General features: G+C 69.7%; 17 protein-coding genes. 10 read left to right on the forward strand and 7 right to left on the reverse strand.

Annotation, left to right across the window (positions count from 1 at the left end):
- Nucleotides 1-49: 49 nt before the first annotated feature.
- The 3 genes from ACFOYY_RS10585 to ACFOYY_RS10595 form a co-directional block, all read right to left on the reverse strand.
- Nucleotides 50-577, reverse strand: coding sequence for a DUF11 domain-containing protein (locus ACFOYY_RS10585; protein WP_386189601.1), 528 nt, complete (start codon nt 575-577; stop codon nt 50-52).
- Between the two features lie 197 nt (nt 578-774).
- On the reverse strand, nt 775-1,713 hold the full coding sequence (locus ACFOYY_RS10590) for a hypothetical protein (protein ID WP_386189602.1): 939 nt from the start codon (nt 1,711-1,713) through the stop codon (nt 775-777).
- A 240-nt stretch (nt 1,714-1,953) separates the two neighbouring features.
- On the reverse strand, nt 1,954-2,646 hold the full coding sequence (locus ACFOYY_RS10595; RefSeq protein WP_386189603.1) for a gamma-glutamyl-gamma-aminobutyrate hydrolase family protein: 693 nt from the start codon (nt 2,644-2,646) through the stop codon (nt 1,954-1,956).
- Nucleotides 2,647-2,765: 119 nt separating this feature from the next.
- On the opposite strand from ACFOYY_RS10595, the gene ACFOYY_RS10600 reads away from it, so the two are divergent.
- The 3 genes from ACFOYY_RS10600 to ACFOYY_RS10610 are packed head-to-tail and all read left to right on the forward strand — an operon-like array spanning nt 2,766 to nt 6,032.
- Entirely contained in the window at nt 2,766-4,214 is a 1,449-nt protein-coding gene (locus ACFOYY_RS10600; RefSeq protein ID WP_386189604.1) for an aldehyde dehydrogenase, read from the forward strand.
- Nucleotides 4,202-5,131 (forward strand): DODA-type extradiol aromatic ring-opening family dioxygenase, encoded by a 930-nt coding sequence (locus ACFOYY_RS10605; RefSeq protein ID WP_362911241.1) that lies wholly within the window; start codon nt 4,202-4,204, stop codon nt 5,129-5,131. Before ACFOYY_RS10600 ends, ACFOYY_RS10605 begins: the two co-directional genes overlap by 13 nt.
- A 55-nt stretch (nt 5,132-5,186) precedes the next feature.
- On the forward strand, nt 5,187-6,032 hold the full coding sequence (locus ACFOYY_RS10610) for a fumarylacetoacetate hydrolase family protein (protein ID WP_352014012.1): 846 nt from the start codon (nt 5,187-5,189) through the stop codon (nt 6,030-6,032).
- A gap of 198 nt (nt 6,033-6,230) precedes the next feature.
- On the opposite strand, the gene ACFOYY_RS10615 is transcribed toward ACFOYY_RS10610, so the two are convergent.
- Nucleotides 6,231-8,732, reverse strand: coding sequence for a M28 family peptidase (locus ACFOYY_RS10615; RefSeq protein WP_386189605.1), 2,502 nt, complete (start codon nt 8,730-8,732; stop codon nt 6,231-6,233).
- A gap of 459 nt (nt 8,733-9,191) precedes the next feature.
- Between ACFOYY_RS10615 and ACFOYY_RS10620 the strand changes: the two genes are divergently transcribed.
- Entirely contained in the window at nt 9,192-9,806 is a 615-nt protein-coding gene (locus ACFOYY_RS10620) for a dioxygenase family protein (protein ID WP_362784486.1), read from the forward strand.
- Nucleotides 9,807-9,873: 67 nt separating this feature from the next.
- On the opposite strand, the gene ACFOYY_RS10625 is transcribed toward ACFOYY_RS10620, so the two are convergent.
- Nucleotides 9,874-11,268 carry a DUF4276 family protein gene (locus ACFOYY_RS10625; protein ID WP_386189606.1) on the reverse strand — a complete coding sequence of 465 codons (1,395 nt, stop codon included), beginning with the start codon at nt 11,266-11,268 and terminating at the stop codon, nt 9,874-9,876.
- A 60-nt stretch (nt 11,269-11,328) separates the two neighbouring features.
- Nucleotides 11,329-12,090, reverse strand: a complete 762-nt coding sequence (locus ACFOYY_RS10630) for a TetR/AcrR family transcriptional regulator (protein ID WP_352014015.1) — start codon at nt 12,088-12,090, stop codon at nt 11,329-11,331.
- An 87-nt stretch (nt 12,091-12,177) separates the two neighbouring features.
- Here ACFOYY_RS10630 and ACFOYY_RS10635 point away from each other — a divergent pair, with 87 nt between their 5' ends.
- Both ACFOYY_RS10635 and ACFOYY_RS10640 read left to right on the forward strand, forming a co-directional pair.
- Nucleotides 12,178-13,131, forward strand: a complete 954-nt coding sequence (locus ACFOYY_RS10635; protein ID WP_362911237.1) for an ATP-binding cassette domain-containing protein — start codon at nt 12,178-12,180, stop codon at nt 13,129-13,131.
- Nucleotides 13,128-13,931 (forward strand): ABC transporter permease, encoded by an 804-nt coding sequence (locus ACFOYY_RS10640; RefSeq protein WP_386189607.1) that lies wholly within the window; start codon nt 13,128-13,130, stop codon nt 13,929-13,931. The genes ACFOYY_RS10635 and ACFOYY_RS10640 overlap by 4 nt, the downstream gene beginning before the upstream one ends.
- Before the next feature lie 50 nt (nt 13,932-13,981).
- On the opposite strand, the gene ACFOYY_RS10645 is transcribed toward ACFOYY_RS10640, so the two are convergent.
- A complete protein-coding gene (locus tag ACFOYY_RS10645) occupies nt 13,982-15,688 on the reverse strand; it encodes an amidohydrolase (RefSeq protein ID WP_386189608.1) in 1,707 nt (568 codons plus the stop codon).
- Nucleotides 15,689-15,847: 159 nt separating this feature from the next.
- Between ACFOYY_RS10645 and ACFOYY_RS10650 the strand changes: the two genes are divergently transcribed.
- The 4 genes from ACFOYY_RS10650 (at nt 15,848) to ACFOYY_RS10665 (ending at nt 20,059) form a co-directional block, all read left to right on the forward strand.
- On the forward strand, nt 15,848-16,783 hold the full coding sequence (locus ACFOYY_RS10650) for a TIGR03619 family F420-dependent LLM class oxidoreductase (RefSeq protein ID WP_386189609.1): 936 nt from the start codon (nt 15,848-15,850) through the stop codon (nt 16,781-16,783).
- An 8-nt stretch (nt 16,784-16,791) separates the two neighbouring features.
- On the forward strand, nt 16,792-18,216 hold the full coding sequence (locus ACFOYY_RS10655; protein WP_386189610.1) for an aminobutyraldehyde dehydrogenase: 1,425 nt from the start codon (nt 16,792-16,794) through the stop codon (nt 18,214-18,216).
- Nucleotides 18,217-18,896: 680 nt separating this feature from the next.
- Nucleotides 18,897-19,448, forward strand: a complete 552-nt coding sequence (locus ACFOYY_RS10660; protein ID WP_352014021.1) for an RNA polymerase sigma factor — start codon at nt 18,897-18,899, stop codon at nt 19,446-19,448.
- Nucleotides 19,445-20,059 carry a hypothetical protein gene (locus tag ACFOYY_RS10665; RefSeq protein WP_386189611.1) on the forward strand — a complete coding sequence of 205 codons (615 nt, stop codon included), beginning with the start codon at nt 19,445-19,447 and terminating at the stop codon, nt 20,057-20,059. The genes ACFOYY_RS10660 and ACFOYY_RS10665 overlap by 4 nt, the downstream gene beginning before the upstream one ends.
- Nucleotides 20,060-20,094: the final 35 nt, after the last annotated feature.

Genomic DNA, 20,094 nt, shown 5'->3' on the forward strand with positions numbered 1-20,094 from the left:
TGTCTCAGGACGGTTCTAGGACGGTTTCACGGCGGTTTCAGGGCAGGGCTCAACCGGTCCGGCGGGCCGTCCACCGTACGGCGGAGCCCGCGACGACCAGCAGCCCGGCCAGGCCGAGCAGCCAGGCGGGGAAGCCGGTGAACGGCAGTTCCTCCCGGGGCACCGGCGCCGGTCCGGCGACGAGCGGCGGCTTCTCGAAGAGGGGCGGCCTCTCGACGTGCGGCGGCCTCCTGACGTGCGGAGGCCGGTTCGTCACCGTGATCTCCGCGCGCCCGAGGTTGTTGTCGAGACGCGACTCGGGGGTCACGCCCGACACCTTCGCGACGTTGCGCAGCCGGTAGCCGTCCGGTGTGTCCGGGGAGACCAGCCCCCGCCACTCGACGGTGACCGCCTCCTCCGGACCCAACCTCCCCAACCGGCAGGTCAGCACCCGGTCCTGGTAACCGCAGGAGTCGGGGCTGACCGAGAGGAACGTCAGCCGGTCGTCGAGCGGGTCACGTACGACGACCTCGCGCGCGACCGCGGGTCCCACGTTCCTGATGGTCATGGCGAAGACCACCTCATGACCGGCGCGCACGGTTTCTTCCGCTTCGGCCGGTCCTTGGATGCAGGCCAGAGACAACAAAGCCATTGGCCATACGGCGTTCGATCTCTTCACTCATAAGCCGATCAAGTCGCTGAACAGGGAAAACTCCACGAGTTATACACCCGGTCACAGTCTGTCGGCATCGTGCCACACCCAGGGCAGACCAGTTCGTCAGACAGCGCGGACGATCAGCTCACCGGGCTGACCGACTTGGTGATGGACAGGTCGACCCCCGCCGCGGCGCATCCGGCGGGCAGGACGGCGGGGTCGGGCGGTGGCACCACGGCCCTGACCACGTTGGTCACCGTGCCCGTCACCACGTCGAAGATCTGGCTTCCCGTCTGCGAGGTGTCGTAGAAGACGATCTGCGGGCTGCCGACGGCGCTGCCCGCCACCGTGGTGAGGCCGGTGAAGCGGTAGCTCCCCGCGCCCGTCATCTGCCCGGTCACGGCGATGGTGAAGTCACTGCCGCTGGTCACGCCGGTCGCGGTGCTGGTGTAGGTCCCGGAGATGTACAGGCCCGTCCTGTCCCGGGTGCCGCTGACGGCCAGAAGTATGCCCTCGTTGGTCGTCGAGCCCTCGGACTCGTAGCCGAACCGGAAGTCGGCTATGCACCTGTTGTAGAGGGTCCCCGAGGTGGTGGCCGAGCCGATGACCGTGATGGTCCCGGTGTTCGTCGTGGTCGAGCCGTTCTGGAAGGCGCCGAGCGTGGTGTCGCCGACGTTGGTGAACGAGCTCTGCTCGGCCAACGTCAGCGAGCCCACCAGGTCGATCGTGCCCTCGTTGGTCAGGCTCGCCGTACCGAACAGTGTCTGTGATCCGGTGCCCTGCCAGGTGGCCCCCTTGTGGTTGATCAGCATCGAGTTCGCACCGGCCTGGATGATGCCGCTCACCGAGACCGTGCCCTCGTTCTCCAGCAGGAAGCCGTTGCTCAGCGCCTGGAGCGTCTGCACGTCGAGTTCGCCCCGCACGTGGATCGACCCGACCGGGGCGACGCCGAAGGAGGTCACCGTCCACTTCGCCCCGGGGGCCAGGCAGGCGACGCCACCGCCGGTCACCATCGCCGAGAGGCTGTTGTAGGTCCCCGCCTGGAAGAGCACGACCATGCCCGCGGAGATCGGTGGCACGGGGCTCCCGCTGGTGAGGGTAACGGTGGGATTCGCACACGCCGTGTCGTAGTCAGCCGCGTAGGCCCTGGGAACAAATCCCACAATAGTGGCCATAGCCACGCAAGCCCCTGCAATCACAATACTCACGCACTTCACCATGCATGCTTTATCGGCATCGTTATGCGGTTGTAACCACCTTCATCCGATCAATGCAGCAAACGCCTGGGACAAGGGTGAATGAAATAGGAACAATCACCCTTAATTTCGGGAGGCGGTCACCAGGGCGTCGAAGAGGCACTGGTTGGCCGGGTCCTTCGCCGCGGTGTCCTCCGGGTGCCACTGCACCCCGAGGAACCACCCGGCCGCGTCGGGCAGCTCGGCCGCCTCGACCGTGCCGTCCACGGCGTGCGCCACCGCCACCAGGCCCTCACCCAGCCCGGAGGCGCACTGGTGGTGGTAACACGAGGCGCTGATCCGGCCCTCCCCGGTGATCCCGGCCAGCAGCGAGCCCGGCCGTACGGTCACCGGGTGCACCATGTGACGGTGGTCGGCCTCCATGTGCTGCCGGAGCCTGCCGCCCCGCAGCACGTTGACCACCTGCAGCCCCCGGCAGATCGCCAGCGTCGGCAGGCCGGTCGTCAGCGCGTACTCGGCGGCGGCCAGGTCGAAGGCGTCCTGCTCGGCGTCCACGTCGTAGACCGTCTCGTGCGCCACGGCCTCGCCGTACGACTGCGGGGCCAGGTCGCCGCCGCCGGGCAGCAGCAGTCCGTCGGCCACCGCGAGCCGCTCGGCCGCCCGCTCGGCGTCGACCGGGTGCATGAGGAACGGCTCCCCGCCCGCCCGGTACACCGCGTCGGCCAGCGCCCGGGCGGTGACCACGGCCTCATACCGCAGGGCGGAGGTGGTGGCGGCGAAACGCGACGGGATCGCGATGAGCGGACGTCGAGACATCCCGGACTCCTTCAAAGGTTCATTTGAAGCCAAACGGTACCCTAGAGCTCCTCCTAGGTCTTGACCTGCCATCGCGGCTCACCCTAGGTTGTTTGGAGCCAAACGATTAGGAGAAGCGGATGGCCACTGTCGCCGGTATCCCCGTCCACGGCGATCACTGGATCGGCGGCGAGCGGGTCGGCTCGCCCACCACGTTCGACGACCACTCCCCCATCGACCAGACCCTGCTCGCCCAGGTCGCCCGGGGTGGGGCGGCCGAGGTCGACGCCGCGGTCGGCGCCGCCCACGCCGCCTTCCCCGCCTGGGCCGCGACCTCCCGGGCTGAGCGGGCGCGGTTGCTGCACGCGATCGCCGACGGGGTCGAGGCCAGGCTTGAGGACCTGGCGATCGTGGAGACCACCGACAACGGCGCCCTGCTGCGCTCCCATCTGCGGGGGGTCATGCCGCGGGTGGCGCACAACTTCCGCTTCTTCGCCGACTGGCTGCTGGAGCTGGGCCACGAGGACTTCGAGACCCGCGGTCACACCAACCACGTCAGCTGGGACCCGGCCGGGGTGTGCGCGCTGATCACGCCGTGGAACGCGCCGCTGATGCTGGCCACCTGGAAGATCGCGCCCGCGCTGGCGGCGGGCAACACGGTGGTGCTCAAGCCGGCCGAGTGGACGCCGCTGACCGCCTCCCTGCTGGCCGACATCACCGCCGAGGCCGGGCTGCCCGCCGGGGTGTTCAACGTCGTGCAGGGCTACGGTGCCGAGGCAGGCGCCGCCCTGGTCGCCGACCCCCGGGTGCGGCGCATCAGCTTCACCGGCTCCGTGCCCACGGCCCGGACCATCGCCTCCGCCGCCGCCGCGAACCTCACCCCGCTGTCGCTGGAGCTCGGCGGCAAGTCGCCGCTGATCGTGTTCGCCGACGCCGACCTGGACCTGGCGGTGAACCTGGCGGTCGAGCAGTACGACAACGCCGGGCAGGTCTGCCTGGCCGGTACCCGCCTGCTCGTCGAGGAGTCCGTCGCCGAGGAGTTCACCGCCCGGTTCGTCGAACGCGCCACCGCGTTGAAGCAGGGTGACCCCCGGGACCTGTCCACCGACCTGGGCCCCAACATCCACCCCAGGCACCTGGAGCGCATCGACGGCTTCGTCCAGCGCGCCCTGGAGGCCGGGGCGAAGGCCGTCATCGGCGGCGGCCCCAACACCGACCTGGGCGGCCAGTACTACCGGCCGACCCTGATCACCGGTGCCGCCGAGGGGAGCGAGATCCTCACCGAGGAGGTCTTCGGGCCGGTGCTGACCCTGCAGACCTTCACCGGCGAGCAGCAGGCGGTGGAGATGGCCAACGGAACCCGGTTCGGGCTGGCCGCCACCCTGATCACCGGCGACCAGGAGCGGGCCGAGCGGGTCAGCGCCCAGCTCGTCGCCGGGACGGTGTGGGTGAACTGCTTCTTCGTGCGTGACCTCAAGGCGCCGTTCGGCGGGTCCCGGGAGTCCGGGGTCGGCCGTGAGGGCGGCACCTGGAGCTTCGACTTCTACTGCGACGTGAAGAACACGGTGAGCGCGCCATGGGCCAGGTAGTCGGGGCGGGCCTGCTGGCCCACGTGCCCACCATCGTCCTTCCCGAGGCCACCCGGCGGGAGCTGAACAACGGCCAGGAGATCACCCTGGTCACGGGCCTGCGGCAACTCCGCAAGGACGTCTTCGAGACGGTGGACTACGACACGGTGGTGGTGCTGGACTCGCACTGGGCCACCACGGTCGAGTTCGTCGTCACCGCCCAGCAGCACCGCGCGGGCCTGTTCACCTCCGAGGAACTGCCCCGCGGCATGTGCCGGATGCCCTACGACTTCCCCGGCGACCAGGAGCTCGCGCACGCCATCGCCGCCAGGGCGGCCGACCACGCCACCTGGATCACCGCGATCGAGGACCCCTACCTGCCGATCTACTACGCCACCACCAACCTGTGGACGCATCTGGGCGTGGCCGGTAAGCGGTGGGTGAGCATCGGGGTGTGTCAGACCGGTGACGCCGAGGACCACCTGCGACTCGGACGCGCCCTGGGGGACGCGATCGCCGCGACGGACCGCAAGGTGCTGCTGATCGCCTCCGGCGCCCTGTCGCACACCTTCTGGCCGCTGCGGCATCTGCGGGCGCACGAGGCCTCCGGTCCTGAGCACATCATCACCCCCGAGGCCCGCGCCGCCGACTACGAGCGGATCGGCTGGTTCAAGGAGGGCGATCACGCCCGGGTGCTGGACACCATGCCGGAGTTCGCCCGGTTCAAGCCGGAGGCCCGGTTCGGCCACTACCTCATGATGATCGGCGCTCTGGGTGAGGGGGACTGCACCGCGCCGGGCCGGCAGTACGGGGAGTACGAGAACTCCGTGGGCACCGGCCAGGTCCTGTTGTGGTTCGACCCGCCCGCGGGCGGTTTCCCGGCTCCGCACCGCACCGACCCCTCCAACGACCCCTACCCTTACCCCTATCCCGGCTGACCTGCGCGCCCAGTCCTCGCTTCTCTTCCGACTCTCAACGTGGAAAGGGCCGTTGATGCCCGAATATCGCAGAATCCTGCTCGACGGCGCCGCCACCCAGGTGCGGCGTGAAGGCGACGAACTGGTCAGCGCCGACGGGCGGGTGGTCGGTGTCGAGGAGGCCGTGCACCTGCCGCCGGTCGTTCCCTCCAAGGTCGTCGCGGTGCACCTCAACCACCGCAGCCGGGTCGAGGAGTTCATGACCACCCTGCCCGATGCCCCGACCTACTTCCACAAGCCCACCTCGGCCCTCAACGCGCATAAGGGCGCCGTGGTCCGTCCCGAGCGCTGCAAGTACCTCAACTACGAGGGCGAGGTGGCCATCGTCATCGGCCGCACCGCCCGCAACGTCTCCCCCGAGGAGGCGGGCGACTACATCGCCGGGTACACCATCGGCAACGACTACGGGCTGCACGACTTCCGCGACACCGACGCCGGGTCCATGCTGCGCGTCAAGGGCTCCGACACGCTGTGCCCGCTCGGCCCCGGCCTGGTCACCGACTGGGACTTCCACCACAAGCGGCTGCGCACCCTCGTCAACGGAAAGGTGGTGCAGGACGGCTCCACCGACGAGATGGAGTGGGACATGCACTATCTGGTGGCCGACATCGCCCGCACCATCACCCTCTACCCCGGCGACGTGCTGCTGTCGGGCACCCCGGCCAACTCCCGCCCGGTCCAGCCCGGTGACGTGGTCGAGGTCGAGGTCGAGGGGCTGGGCAAGCTGACCAACCACATCGTGACCGGCCCGGCGCCGATCCGCGACGACTGCGGCGCCCAGCCGACCGAGTCGGAGGAGGTCATCTCCACCACCTTCGGCGGCGACTGGGAGTTCCGCGGCATCCGCGCGCCCCAGCGTTAGAGCCTGTTTTGCGGATCCCCAGAGCCCGCCCCGGCGGAGCACGTCGGGAGGTCAGGGGCCTGCGGCCTTGTCCGGCAGGCCCCTGACCGTGCCTGCGCCGGGGCCGAGGGAGTACAGGGGCAGGTGAACCCCGGCCGGAGTGATCCGGCCGGGGTTCACCCGTTCAGGCGCGCGTCACAGCGGGTGTCACAGTGGATGTCACGGCTGGGGCTGCGCGAGGGTCGGTCCGGTGCTCGCGGCCGCCCGCCAGATGGCGTAGAGGGTGGCGTCGGCGGCCCGGTCCAGGATCGTGTCGCTGATGTTGCTCGTGGTGTCGCAGGCGGAGTGGTAGCAGGAGTCGTAGGGCTGGTTGGCCGTACCTCCCCACTTGGAGGCCTGGGCGTAGGTCTTACGGGCGCTGGCCCCGGCCGCGACCCCGGAGGTGGGGATGCCCCCGTTGCGGAAGGAGGCGTCGTCGGAGCGGTTGGCGCCCTCGACGTTCTCCTCGGTCTGGACACCGATCTGGTTGTAGAAGGCCTTGAGATCGGCCGCCGCCGCGGTGGAGATGTTGTTGATGAAGTAACCGCCGTTGCGCGAGCCGACCATGTCGAAGTTCAGATACCGCTTGATCTTGGAGCGCCCGGCCGAGCCGAGCGAGTTGACGTAGAACTTCGAGCCGAGCAGACCCTGCTCCTCGTCGGTCCACCAGCCGAACCGCACGTGCTTGGCCACGGTCGGCCTGTACTGGGCCAGGGTCAGCGCGACCTCAAGCAGGCTGGCGGAGCCGGAGCCGTTGTCGTTGATGCCGGGACCTGCGGAGACGCTGTCGAGATGGGCACCGGCCATGATGACCTGGTTGACGTCACCGCCCGGCCAGTCGGCGATCAGGTTGGGACCCGCGCCCCGGCTGCAGCCGCTGGTGCAGCTCTGCCGGGTCACGGTGTAGCCCGCGGCGCGCAGCTTGTTCTCGATGTAGGTGACCGAGGCGGTGTAACCCGCGCCGGTCGAACGGCGGGTGCCACCGTTGCTCGACGCGATGGACTGGAACTGCTGCAGGTGGGCCTTGACGTTGGCCAGGCTGACCCCAGGGGGGTCACCGGGTCCCGTGGGGGCCACCACCGGCGTCACCGTGGGGACCGGGGGCGGGGTCGGCGTGGCGGAGGGGACGTTGACCGCTCTCCAGGCCGCCCAGACGGCGGCGTACTCGACGCTGCGGGAGCCGTACAGCTCGGCCGCGGCGGCGAGGGTCGCACGGTGGACGTCGGTGTGACGCCAGGTCGAGGTCCTGCGCAGCAGGGCGTTCAGGAAGATCTTGCCCGCCTTCTTGATGCCGATACCGGCCAGGTAGGACGGGCCGGAGCAGACCGGGCTGTTCGGCTTACCGCCGCCGGGGTGGGTGCCCTCGGCCAGCAGGTAGAACCAGTGGTTCTGCGGCCCGGCCGCGGCGTGCACCTCGGTGATGGGGATCGTGGAGGAGTAGCAGTTGGGCGCGCTGTCGATCAGCGACGGGTTGGCCATGTTCCTGATCGGGCCGGTGCCGAGCAGGTCGACCTCCTCGCCGATGGTGTAGTCCGGCGGGTCGCCGGGGACGTTCGCGTAGTGTTCGAGCAGCGTGCCGAAGATGTCACCCGCCGACTCGTTCAGCCCGCCGAACTCGTTCCCGGTGCCCATGCTGCCGCTGCCCGCGAACTGGAAGATGGCGTGGCCGTACTCGTGGCCGATGACGTCCAACGCGGTGGCCTGCTGGGTGTTCGCCCGGTTGCGGCCGAAGACGGCGTAGGAGCCGCTCCAGTACGCGTTGGCGTCGTTCATGCCGACCCGCGTCGGGAAGCCGCCGCCACGGCCGTTGAAGCCGTTGTAGCCGAACCAGTCGCGGAGCATGTCCCACATCTTCTGGGCGGCCCAGAAGGCGTCGACACAGCCGGTCTCCAGGCTGGTGCCGGTTCCGTCACCCCAGGAGTCGACGTCCTTGGTGTACGGCGCGCCGTTCTGCCCACCGCAGGCCAGGCCGTTGCGGGTCGGGTCCTTCATCGTGTACGAGCCGGCGGAGCCGGAGGTGGAGATCGTCACCTGGCCGTTGTAGAAGCCGTTGCCGGTGCCGTACTTGACCAGGTCGTAGGCGTCGATGACCGAGCCGTCGAGGGCGTCGACGAAGACGTGCTGGACGCTCGGTTTCCCGTCGGCGACGCCGGAGACCGCGACCTCCCAGGCGAGTCTTTCGCCCTTCTCCCCGGCCCGCACCACGAGCCTCGGCTGCTCGGCCTTGTCCACCTGGGACAGCCTGGCCTTGGCGACCTTCAGGGCGCTCCTCGTGCTGACCTTCGGCGTCAGCGCGACGTCCCCGGTGGGGCCGGTGGCCGCGACGGTGTCGATGATCTTTCCGGCGGCGTCGGTGACGACCACCGCGTCGCCGCCGACCACCGGCAGCCCCTTGTAGGCGCGCTCGTAGCCGACGTACTGCGTGCCGTCGGCGCCGGAGGTCACGCCGGTGCGCTCGAAGCTCTCCTCCGGGCCCCTGCGTAACGCGCCCAGCCCCTCGGCGACCGCCTTGTCGGCGGCCTGCGCGGCCAGCGCCCTGGGGTCGCTTCCGGGGTCGGCCGTCGTCGCGTTCGACGTTCCCGGGGTGGTCTGTCCGGCCGCGTTCACGGGTGCCGTGTAGAGCGTGGTCGCCGCGACCGTGGCGACACCCACCGTCACCGCGATCAGTCCCTTACGTTTCATGCGTGTCGTTCCTTCCTGGCTTCCCCGCCTGCCTGGCGTTCGCTGGGAACACCGGGCGCCGACGCCACCGGAAACATCCGGAAGGTACGGAACATCACGGGGATTGGGGGGCAGAAAAGGGATACGGTTCTAACTTTGCCGGCCAAACGGTAAGCACTAAGTGGCCACCGAAAAACCGCCGCCACATGCGTGGCCCAGTAGAAGAAGCTACGTATCCTCCCCCGAAAAAACCACCCCTGTGGCCAGGGAGATCTCGCCCCCCAATTACCGAAATTTCATGAAAAGGAAGGCACTATATCGGGGGTACGACGCCTCGGACAATGAACAGCCAGGGGGTATTACCCGAGGCTATGGACGCCCGTTGGGTGCAAATGATCTCAATTCCATGCGACCTTAAACAAACCGGCTCCTGCCGTTCTCCGAGGAACCGGACACCCCCCGCACGCCGAGGAGACCACCGTGGGCGCCGATCGCGTAACCGACGAGACCGAGAACGGCATCAGCAGGAAGACGCTGCTGAAGGCGGCCCTGATGGGTGTGCCGATCCCGCTGCTGCTCGGCCAGGCCGCACCCGCGCTGGCCGGGGAGGCCGGGCGGCTCCTCGACCCCACGCCGTTCTGCGACGACGACCCGACCGTCCAGCAGCCCGTGGGCGTCCACTTCAGGCCGAGCTCTCCCGCGCGCAACGTCTTTCCCGGCTCCGGCACCCCGCTGAAGGTCAGCGGTTTCGTCGTGAACCGCTCCTGCGACCCGCTGCCCAACGTCCTGATGGACTTCTGGCACGCGGACAGCCAGGGAAAATACGACAGCGTCGGGTTCGCGTTCCGCGGCCACCAGCTCACCGACCCCCGGGGCGCCTTCAAGCTGACCACGGTCGTGCCCGGCCCCTATCCCAGCCGCACCCGGCACATCCACGTCAAGATCCAGGCCCCCGGCCTGCGGCTGCTGACCACCCAGCTCTACTTCCCCGGGGAACCGCGCAACAGCGTCGACGTCCTCTTCGACCCCCGGCTGCTCCTGAACATGTACGCCGGCAACGGAACCTACGTCTTCGTCCTCGACTCCACCGGGTGAGCCACCGGGTCACACCGTTCTCTCGCCCTCCAGCACCCGAAGCACCCACGCGTCCAGATGCGGGCAGTCACGCCGCAGGGCGGCGAGGCCGTGATCCGCGATGGCGAGGCCCGTCATGGGTCTTCCGGTATCCCGGGTACGCCGCCAGGATGCGCTTCGAAGGGGCGGTCTCCCTTCCGTCGTTGACCAGTTCGGGCCCTCCGGCGCGTTCGGCCTGCTTGCGCAGGGCGTCGGCGACATCCGGCCTGCCGAGAAGCTCCCCCAGCTCTTTCGCCGCGGCGAACACCCACGTCTCCGTCTCGTGCAGAACAAGGTTCGGAACGAGACGCGGGTCATCGTCCAGCGCACGATGGATGGCCCTCTCCACATGCTCGACGCGCGCGTGAGGCGTCCCACTCGGAAGGTCGTCCATCCCAGGGGTGTCTCGGGGAAGGCCGTAGTAGGAGTAGTCGTCGAGCCATTCCCGGAGGGCCTCGGGCTCCGGCCTGCGCAGGACCGTTTCCCCCTCGTCCCTCTCGGCCACCACGAGGTCGTCGAGGGAGAACTGGTTGAGCAGGGTCACCGACTGGGTGGCGATGACGATCTGGCTGCGGGTGGCGGCGGATCTCAGCATGTCCGCCAGCTGGACGATCGCGAACGGGTGCAGTCCCAGCTCGGGTTCGTTCAGGGTCAGCAGGGCGGGAGGCCTCGGCTGCAGAAGAAGTGTGGTCAGGCAGATGTAACGCAGGGTGCCGTCCGAGAGGGCCTCCGCGGGGAAGACCGCGTCGACGCCCTGCTGGTTCCAGCGGAGGCTGGTCCGCCCCTTGGCGTCCTCCACCAGGACGAAGTCGCGGAAGAACGGCGCCATCACCCGCACCGTGCTTCGGATCCGTTCGTAACTCTCCGGGTGTTCCCTGCGCAGGTGCAGGAGGAAGGCGGCGAGGTTTCCCGCGTCCGGCCGTAGGAAGTCCTGGCCGTCCACGTAGCCGAGCTGTTTGACCGGGGCGTTCCTGCTGGTGTCCTGGAAGTGGAAGACCCGGCACCCCCGCAGGATGTCCACTATGTCCTCCGTGTCCTCCGGCGCGGTGTGCAGGAGCGTCTCCCGGTGGCCTCCCCCCAAGGCAACGCCTCGCCGTTTTGTGACGACCGTCTCCTGTTCGAAGATCAGTGTGTCGTTCGCCGCGGGAATCAACACCGCCGTGTAGCCGTCCGTCGCCTCGCCGTCCACGGCCTCGATTCCCAGGACGATGGACCCGCCCGCCTTGGCGCCCGCGTGCAGGAGGGCCTGGGCTCCTCCCCTGAGGCCGACCTCAAGGCCGAGCTCACCGTCGGCGATCCTGCCGAGGAGCTCCACGGCGGCGATGAAGTTGCTCTTGCCCGCGCCGTTCGCTCCCACCAGGAGCGTGATGTCCCCCAGCCGGACATCGGCCTGGCGGATCGAGGTGTATCCCTCGACGTGGATGTTCTGGATCTTGCGCGGCATATCCCAAGCGTACGGTCCAACTTCCTGGACAGTACGACTTCCTGGACGGTTCCGTGGTGGTCAGCCCTCCCGGCCGGTGATCAGGGTGGCCACGCCGTCGAGGATGCGGTCGAGGCCGAAGGTCAGGGCGACCTCCGGGTCGGCGGGGGCGTCGTACTCCTGGCCCGCTGCCTGGCCGACCCGGGAGGCGACGGGGAACCTGCTCTCGTCGGCGACCTTGTCCAGCAGGGGCGCGTTGGCCACCCACCACTCGTCGTCGGTCAGGCCGCTGTCGCGCCGGGCCTCCTCCAGGCTCGCCCTGGTCCGCGCGGTGCCCTCGACGTGGGTCAGGACCAGGGTGAGGACGGCGTCCATCTCCAGGTCGGTCAGGCCGATGCCGTCGAGGGGCCGCAGCTCGGCCTCGTACTTGAGCACGGCGTTGGGTCCCAGGGCGGGGCGGCCCCCCGTGACCTGCAGCATCCAGGGGTGGCGTAGGTAGAGGTCCCAGTTGCGCGCGGCGACGAACCGCAGCGCCCCCCGCCAGCCGCCGGGTTGTGCGGAGGGCGCGTCCACGTCGTCGTAGAGCCTGCCGTACGCGGTGTCGACCATCAGGTCCACCAGCTCTGTCTTGCCGGGCACGTGGGTGTAGAGCGACATGGTGCCGACCCGCAGCCGCTCGGCGACCTGGCGCATGGAGACGGCCTCGATGCCCTCGGTGTCGGCCAGCTCGACGGCGGCCTCGACGATCGCGCGGATGGTCAGCCCGGACCTTCCCGGCCTGCCGTGCGCCCCCCACAGCAGGGCCAGGCTGCGGGCGGGGTCGGCGCCCTTTCTTCCGCTCACGGGAACAGTCTCCAAACCTTCGGCGTTGACCCCACTATAGTCATTCAGTACGGTGTACGGTACGCCGTACGAAAGAAAGGGGTGCACGTGGGGCGACCCGAGTTCACGATCGACGCCGAGGGGGTGCGCAAGCGCTACCCGAAGGCGCCGGAGGGGACGGGTTTGAATGGGTTCGACCTGCGGGTGCGGGCGGGCTCGGTGCGCGGGCTGCTCGGCCCGAACGGGGCGGGCAAGACGACCGCGGTCCGGATCCTGGCCACGCTGCTCGAAGCCGACGCCGGGCGGGTGAGCGTCGCCGGGTTCGACGTCGCGACGCAGGCCCGGCAGGTCCGCCGGAACATCGGGCTCGTCGGGCAGTACGCCGCGGTCGACGAGGTGCTGACCGGACGGCAGAACCTCGTGATGTTCGGCAGGCTGAACCACCTGCCCTCCCCGGTGGCCAGAAGCAGGGCCGAGGAGCTGCTCGAACGCTTCTCCCTGACCGAGAGCGCCGGCAGATCGGTCGCGACCTACTCGGGGGGCATGCGGCGCAGGCTCGACCTGGCCGCGAGCCTGATCGTGGCGCCGCCGGTGCTGCTGGTCGACGAGCCGACGACCGGTCTCGACCCGGCGGCCCGCGCCGAGGTGTGGGAGGCGGTCCGCGAGCTGGCCGAGTCGGGCACGACCGTGCTGCTGACCACCCAGTATTTGGAGGAGGCCGACCGGCTGGCCGACCGGATCTCGATGCTCAGGGCCGGTCGGGTCGTCGCCGAGGGCACGCCGGACGAGCTCAAGGCCACCGTCGGCGGTGACCGGATCGACGTCGTGCTGTCCGGTGGCGACGACGTGACGACGGTGCTCGGCCTGGCGGGCCGGGTCGCCTCCGGCGAGCCGTACGCCGAGGGTGACCGGGTCAGCGTGCCGGTGGCCGGGCGCACCCGCGCGCTGGCCGAGCTGGTTTCGGCGCTGAACGAGGCGGGCGTCGAGCCTCAGGACATCACCCTGCGCCGTCCGACACTCGACGAGGTCTTCCTCAAACTCACCAAGGAGGTCGTTCGATGACGGCACTGTCCACGGTCGGCTGGGCCTTCGCGGACACCTGGACGATCACCAGGCGCGACCTGAACCACTGGGCCCTGCGGCCCGGCACGGTCGCCATCGGCTGGATCTTCCCCGTCATGATCGCGCTGATGTTCGGCGGCCTGTTCGGCGGCGCGATCGAGGTGCCCGGCGGGGGAGGTTACTTCGACTTCCTGATGCCCGGGATGTTCGCCATGACCGTGTTCTTCGGGCTGGAGAACACCATGATGGCCGTGACGACCGACGCCGCGAAAGGCGTGACCGACAGGTTCCGCTCGATGCCGATGAGCTCACTGGCCGTCGTGGCGGGCCGCTGCGTCGCCGACATGCTCAACTCGGTGGTCGGCCTGGCCGTCATGGTCGGCGCGGGGCTCGCGCTCGGCTGGCGCTGGCACGAGGGACCCGGCCCGGCCCTGGCCGCGTTCGGGCTGCTGCTCCTGCTGCGTTTCGCCCTGCTGTGGGTGGGAATCCTGGCGGGCCTGGCCGCCGGCGGCCCGGAGTCGGTGACGGCCGTGCAGATCCTGGTCTGGCCGGTGGGCTTCCTGTCCAACGTCTTCGTCGACCCGGCGACCATGCCCTTCTGGCTCGGCGCGATCGCCGAGTGGAACCCGCTCTCGGTCACGGCGGCGGCCGTACGGGACCTGTTCGGAACCCCGGGCTTCGAGGCCGGGTCCTGGATCACCCTGAACGCGATCCCCATGGCCGTGGCGTGGCCGCTGCTGCTCGTCGCGGTCTTCCTGCCGCTGTCGGTACGGAAATATCGCCATCTGAGCAGGACATGAAAAAGGGACCGTCCCGGGCGCACCCCCGGGACGGCCCCTCGCCTGGTGGCTCAGCTCCCGGCGCGCTCGTAGACGACCTTCCCGCCGAGGACGGTCAGGTCGACCGGGATGTCGGCGTAATCGTGCGGGTCGCCGGCGCGCAGGTCACCGCCGAGGACGCACAGGTCGGCGATCTTGCCGACCTCGACGCTGCCCTTCCAGGACTCGGCGAAGTCCTGGCGGGCGGGGTTGATCGTGTAGGCGCGCAGCGCGGTGGCCAGGTCCACGCACTGGTCGGGGCCGCTGACCTTGCCGGTCGCCTTGGACTCGCGCAGCATCATCGAGGCGACGGCCTGGCGCCAGTTGGGCTCGGTGATCGGCGCGTCCGAGCTTGAGCAGACCGCGACGCCCGCCTCGACCGCGGAGCGGACCGGCCACTGGTACTCGGAGCGCGCCTTGCCGAGGATGTCGTCCATCATGTCGGCGGTCATCCACTTGATGCCGGGGTTCATGTTGACCGAGTAGCCGTGCGCGGAGAGTTTGGCCAGGCTCTCGGCGGAGACGAAGTCGCCGTGGATGAGGTAGTGCCTGGCGTCCGGCCTGGGGTGGACCTCGTTGGCCGCGACGAAGGCGTCGACCACGGCGTCGATGCCCCGGTCACCGGTGACGTGCACCCCGAGCTGGTAGCCCGCGGCGTGCGCGTGCCTGATCATCTCCCGCAGCTCCGCCTCCTGCAGGGCGGCGGTCGCGCCGTGCACGCACAGCGAGCCGTAGCCTCCCGCGCTGCCGTACGGCTCGTGCATCCAGGCGGTCTCGTTGGGCGGGACACCGTCGGCGAAGATCTTCACGCCGATGACCGACAGCAGGTCGGGGTCGATGTCGTCGGGCACGCCGAGGCCTTCGAGCCCGGCGACCAGGTCGGCCGCGGAGCCGCCGATGGCGGCGGGCAGCAGCAGGACCCTGACCCTGGCGGCCAGTTCCCCGGCGCGGGCCAGCTCGATGTAGGCGTCCAGGGACTCGGTGCTGAGGCCGCCACCGAGGATCTGGGTGCCGCCGGGGCCGAGGCCGGGCTCGGTGTAGCTGGTGATGCCCTCGGCGTGCAGGGCGGCGACGGCCTGGCGGATGGCCTCCTTGCGCTGCTCGACGCTCGCGACCGGGATGAGGCCCTGCACGAGGGCCTGGGCGGCCTCCTTCAGGATGCCGGTCGGCTCACCGTCGGCGTCCACCTCGATCACCCCGCCGGCAGGGGCGACGGTGTCGCGGGTGATCCCGGCGATCTCCAGGGCCCTGGAGTTGACCCACAGCATGTGCGCGGAGAAGTCGGTCAGCGCGACCGGGTGGTCGGGGGAGACGGCGTCCAGGTCACGGTGGTGCGGGCGGCGGGACGGGTCGGCGAGGACTTCGGCGAGGTAGCCGAGGTCCCAGCCGAGGCCGGTGATCCACTCTCCCTCGGGGGTGGTCTCGGTGGCCCGCCGTACGGTCTCGGCGATGTCGGCGATGGACCTGACGGCGGGGTAGCCGACGCTGAGCGCGAAGGGCGGCCTGGTCAGACCCCAGGCGGCGCCGTGCAGGTGCGAGTCGTTGATGCCGGGCAGGAGCGTACGGCCCGCCAGGTCGATCACCCGGGTCTCCGGTCCGGCCAGCGCCTCGATCTCCGCGGTCTCACCGACGGCGAGGATGCGTCCGTCCCGCACCGCGACCGCCTGGGCCACGGAGAAGTCGGCGTCGACGGTCAGGACGTCGCCGTTGACCAGGATCAGGTCCGCTGGTTGGGACATCGGAGGCCTCCAAGGGGTTGTTTGAATGAATGTATGGACCCAAATGACTCTCCGTCAATGGGGGGCCGCGCAGCTCACGGCGTACAAACCTTGCCAACACCCACCCCCGGGACATACCGTTTGGACCCAAATCTTTAGACGACAGGCGGAGGCGTGCCCGTGGCGACCCCGAAGATGCTGCTCATCCTCAGCGAGAACTGGACGATGACGCCGGGCGACGACCTGGCCTCCGTCGTCCGGTGGGCCCGTGAGGCGGAGGACGCCGGGTTCGACTCGGTGATGCTCAGCGAACACGTGGTGCTCGGCCCCGACTCCGGCGCCCTGGGGGTCATGCCCAACCCCAGGGAGTACGCCCTGCCCGGCAACCAGGACCCGAAGACCTCCTGGCCCAACTCGATCGTCCTGCTCAGCGCCATCGCCGCGGTGACCAGCCAGATCCGGCTCGTCGCCGGGGCGATCCTGGCCCCGCTGCGCCACCCGCTGCTGCTGGCCAAGGAGATGGCCACCCTGGACCGGCTCAGCGAGGGCCGTCTCGTCGTGCTCCCCACGGTGAGCTGGAGCCGCGACGAGTACGCCGCCCTCGGCGTGCCGTACGAAAAGCGCGGCAAGCTCCTCGACGAGCACCTGGCCGCCTGGGACCTGCTCTGGAAGGAGTCCCCGGCGAGCTTCGACGGCGAGTACTACCCGTTCGAGGACGTCTACCTGGAGCCCAAGCCCTTCCGCCCCGGCGGCCCCACCCTCTGGTTCGGCGGCCAGACCCTGCACGGCCCGCTGCTGCGGCGCCTGGTCCGCTACGGCCACGGCTTCAACCCGCTCGGCAGGCCCAAGCCCGAGGAGCTCGACCTGCTCGCGAACGCGATGCGCGAGGCCGGACGGGACATCTCCGAGCTTGAGATGATCGGCGGCACCCGGGCGATCTTCCCCGGCAACGACTCGGTCGCCGACCTCGACCAGGCGCTGTCCACCATCCCCGACCAGATGGCCCAGGGCTTCGACACCTTCTGCATCAAGCCCTCCCAGTTCACCGACGACCCGCACGACGTCGCGGCCTTCTGCCGCCGGGTGATGGCCCGCGTCGAAACCCTCACCAGCTAAGGAGACCCATGGACACCCTGCGCAACGTCATCGACGGGCAGAGCCGGGAGCCCGCGGGCGGTGAGTGGATGGACCTCGTCGACCCGGCCACGGAGAAGGTGTACGGCCGCGCGCCCCGCTCGACCGCCGACGACGTCGCCGCCGCGGTCGCCGCCGCCACCGAGGCCGCCCGTTCCTGGCGGCGCAGCACCCCGGCCAGGCGGCAGGAGCTCCTGCTCGACCTCGCCCGGCTGATGGAGGAGAACCGCGACGCGCTGACCGAGGCCGAGGTACGGTCCACCGGCAAGCCCCGCGGCATCACCCGCCGCGTGGACGTCGGCGGGTCCATCGACGCCATCCGCTACTTCGCCGGCGCCGCCCGGGTCCTGGAGGGCCTGGGCGCCACCGAGTACGCCGAGGGCCACACCTCGTTCGTACGGCGTGAGCCGATCGGCGTCGTCGCCCAGGTGACGCCGTGGAACTACCCGCTCATGATGGCCGCCTGGAAGATCGGCCCCGCCCTGGCCGCGGGCAACACCCTGGTCATCAAGCCCGCCGACAGCACACCCGGCTCGACCGTGCTGCTCGGCGAGCTGTGCGCGCAGGTCTTCCCGCCCGGCGTCGTCAACGTCGTCTGCGGTGACCGCGACACGGGCCGGGCGCTTGTCGAGCACCCCGGCGTCGAGATGGTCGCCATCACCGGTTCGACCCGCGCCGGGATCGAGGTCATGCGCTCGGCCGCCGACGACCTCAAGGACGTCCACCTCGAACTGGGCGGCAAGGCCCCGGCCGTGGTCTTCGCCGACGTGGACGTGGTCGAGACGGCCCGCTCCGTCGCCGAGGCCGCCTTCTTCAACACCGGCCAGGACTGCACCGCCGTCACCCGCGTCCTGGTCGAGGAGAGCGTCGCCGAGGCCTTCACCCAGGCTCTCGCCGAGGCCGCGGACGCCCTGACCGTCGGCGCTCCCGACGAGGAGGGCGTCTTCCTCGGCCCCTCGAACAACGCCGCGCAGGCAGAACGGGTCGCCTCCTTCGTCGAGGGGCTGCCCGGCCACGCCCGCGTCGTCACCGGCGGCCACCGCCTGGACAGGCCCGGCTACTTCTTCGCCCCCACCGTGGTCGCCGGGGTCCGCCAGGACGACGACATCGTGCAGCAGGAGGTCTTCGGCCCGGTCGTGACCGTGCAGTCCTTCGCCGACGAGCGGGAGGCGATCGAGCTGGCCAACGGCGTCCCCTACGCCCTGGCCGCCAGCGTCTGGACCCGCGACACGGGCCGGGCGATGCGGCTGACCGCGGAACTGGACTTCGGCGCGGTCTGGGTCAACTGCCACCAGGTGATCATCCCCGAGCTGCCCCACGGCGGCTTCAAGCACTCGGGAACCGGCAAGGACCTGTCGCGGTATGGCTTCGACGCCTACACCCGGATCAAGCACGTGATGATCAGCCACTCCTGACTTCCGGTCGTGAGCCTTCTGGTCCGGAGGAGGCTCGCCGACCGGGGTTTCCGACGAGGAAGGGGCGCGCCCAACGGGCACGCCCCTTCCTCTGTTTCCTTCCCGTCCGGCCTTTCCACCCGGGCTCTTCCAGCCGGGATTTCCGCTCGGCGCCTTCCGTCCGGACCTTCCACCTGAGGCCTGCCCGCTGAAGCTTTCCGTCCAGGGCTCTTCCAGCTGGAGCGTCTGTTTGGGGTGTCAGCCGTCCTGTGTCCAGAGGCGTAGTCTCTCCGGGTTGCGGACCACCCAGATCCGGGTGACGTGACCGTCGGCGACGTCGAACGCGGCCACGGTCGTGACCACACCGGCACGCCGTTGACCGGCCGCTCCAGGAGTTCGAGCTCCGGGGCCATGTCGCGACCATGTACCGGGCGATGCGTGGGCCGCGGTGGACCCGGTTCTCACCGGACGAGCCGACCGAAGCAACCGGTACCGACGCCTCCGTCACCCTTGCGAAGGGCGGCGAGGTGGTCGCGCACAGGGCGGGTGCTCATGTTCCCGCCCTGTGTCGTGCCGTGTGGCGTTTCGGCCTGGGACGACGGCGCCGCTCCAGCCGGGCCGAAGGAGCGGATCCGCCCCCTGTAACCCTTTGGGAGATTCTGACCAAAGGGGGTGTTAGCCAACGAAGGGGGGCATTGCCAGTGCTTCGCAAACAGGCGGAGATCGCCACAGATCACGCGGCGTTCGAAGCCTTCTACCGGCGGCACGTCGATGCGGTCACCCGCTTCCTCGCACGACGCGTCGACGACCCGCACACCGTGGCCGACATGGTGGCCGAGGTGTTCATGGCGGTGCTCAACTCCGCCCACACCTACCGGGCCGAGCAGGGGACCGAGCTCGCGTGGCTGTACGGCGTGGCACGCAACAGGGTCTCGACCGAGCGGCGGCGTTCGTTCAAGGAGTGGCGGCTGGCGAGCCGGATGAGCGGGAGGCGACCACTGGACAGTGACGACATCGCCAAGCTTGAGGAGCGCATCGACGCGGAGCAGCCCGCCAGGCGGCTCTTCACGGCCATGGCCGGCCTGCCGAAGGGGGAACGCGCCGTACTCGAACTGGTCGTCATCGACCAGCTCACGGTCACCGAGGCGGCGGTGGCCCTCGGCATCCAGCCGGGGGCCGCCAAGGTGCGGTTGCACCGCGCTCGCCGCAGGCTGCGGGGATTGCCCTTCGTTCTGGAAGGAACACTGGGATGAGTTTCGAGGAACAGATACTGATGCAGATGAAAGCCGAGATCACCGCGCGCGCCAACCGTCGACGCATCGGTCGCCGCCTGCTCACGGGGGCGGCGGTGGCCGGGCTGGCCGCGGCGGCGACGATCGCGATGCCGCTGTTGACCGGGTCGGAACAGGCCGCGTACGCGGTGACCAGGAACACCGACGGCACGATCAACGTCAAGCTGAACGAGTTCAGGGACGCCGACAAGCTGGAACAGGATCTGAAAAAGATGGGGGTGTCCGCGGACATCACCTACCTCAAGTCCGGTAAGGCGTGCCAGGGGAACAGGGGAGACATCGTTGGGGGCGCATCCCCGGAGGAATGGGAGGGCTCCGCGTCCGCCAAGGCCGTTCGCCTGCTGCCTCACGGAGGAGGGTTGGAAATCGATCCTCGGTATGTCGGAAACGGACAGACCCTGGTGATGATGCTCACCGAGAACAAGGACCGCGTGTTCGGGTCGGGAAGATCGGGGACGCAGTGGCAGCTCCCCACCTACGTGGTCAATGGCCAGGTCAAACCATGCGTTGTGGTCGACGACCCGCTCTGGAACGACGTCGACGGCTCCGGCGGGCCCCCGGCGGGAAGCTGAACCCGCCAGGAGTGCCCCGGGCCGTCCAGGCGGCC

The sequence above is a fragment of the Streptosporangium jomthongense genome (assembly GCF_042650425.1).
Lineage (GTDB): Bacteria > Actinomycetota > Actinomycetes > Streptosporangiales > Streptosporangiaceae > Streptosporangium.